Origin of the sequence: Pseudomonas sp. MWU13-3659 (assembly GCF_023757525.1) — a bacterium.
Classification (GTDB): domain Bacteria; phylum Pseudomonadota; class Gammaproteobacteria; order Pseudomonadales; family Pseudomonadaceae; genus Aquipseudomonas; species Aquipseudomonas entomophila_E.
In genome coordinates this window covers 1-419 of record NZ_JAMSHW010000116.1, presented here as the reverse complement: position 1 = coordinate 419, position 419 = coordinate 1, and the positions used below count along the sequence as shown (strand labels likewise).

General features: G+C 68.7%; 1 protein-coding gene. It reads right to left on the bottom strand.

Annotated features, from left to right (window positions below; translation table 11 throughout):
• The coding region (locus NGM28_RS28565; protein WP_252092561.1) for a phosphopantetheine-binding protein at positions 1–419 on the bottom strand (419 nt) is incomplete at both ends.

Sequence of the window (419 nt, the reverse complement as noted above, 5' to 3'; positions counted from 1 at the left end):
GGGGATCCGGTTGGCCGGGACCTCAACCTGCCGGCTGTGGCCCAAGGTGGCCGCCAGCGCTGCCACCGTCGGCTGGCCGAACAGTGTGCGCACATCAGCTTGCAGGCCGGCCTGGCGCAAGCGCGCGGTCAGGCTCACGGCCAGCAGTGAATGGCCGCCCAGCTCGAAGAAGTTGTCGTGCCGCCCTACTTGCTCGACGCCCAGCAGTAGCGCCCAGATATCGGCCAGCAGTCGCTCGGTCTCGCCCTGCGGTGCTTCGTACTCACGCCCCTGCACGTCCGGCACCGGCAGCGCCTTGCGGTCGGGCTTGCCGTTGGGGGTCAACGGCATCGCGTCGAGGTGGATGAACAGCGCCGGCACCATGTATTCCGGCAACTGCGCCAGCAACACCGTGCGCAGGTGATCGGCGACTTGTGGCC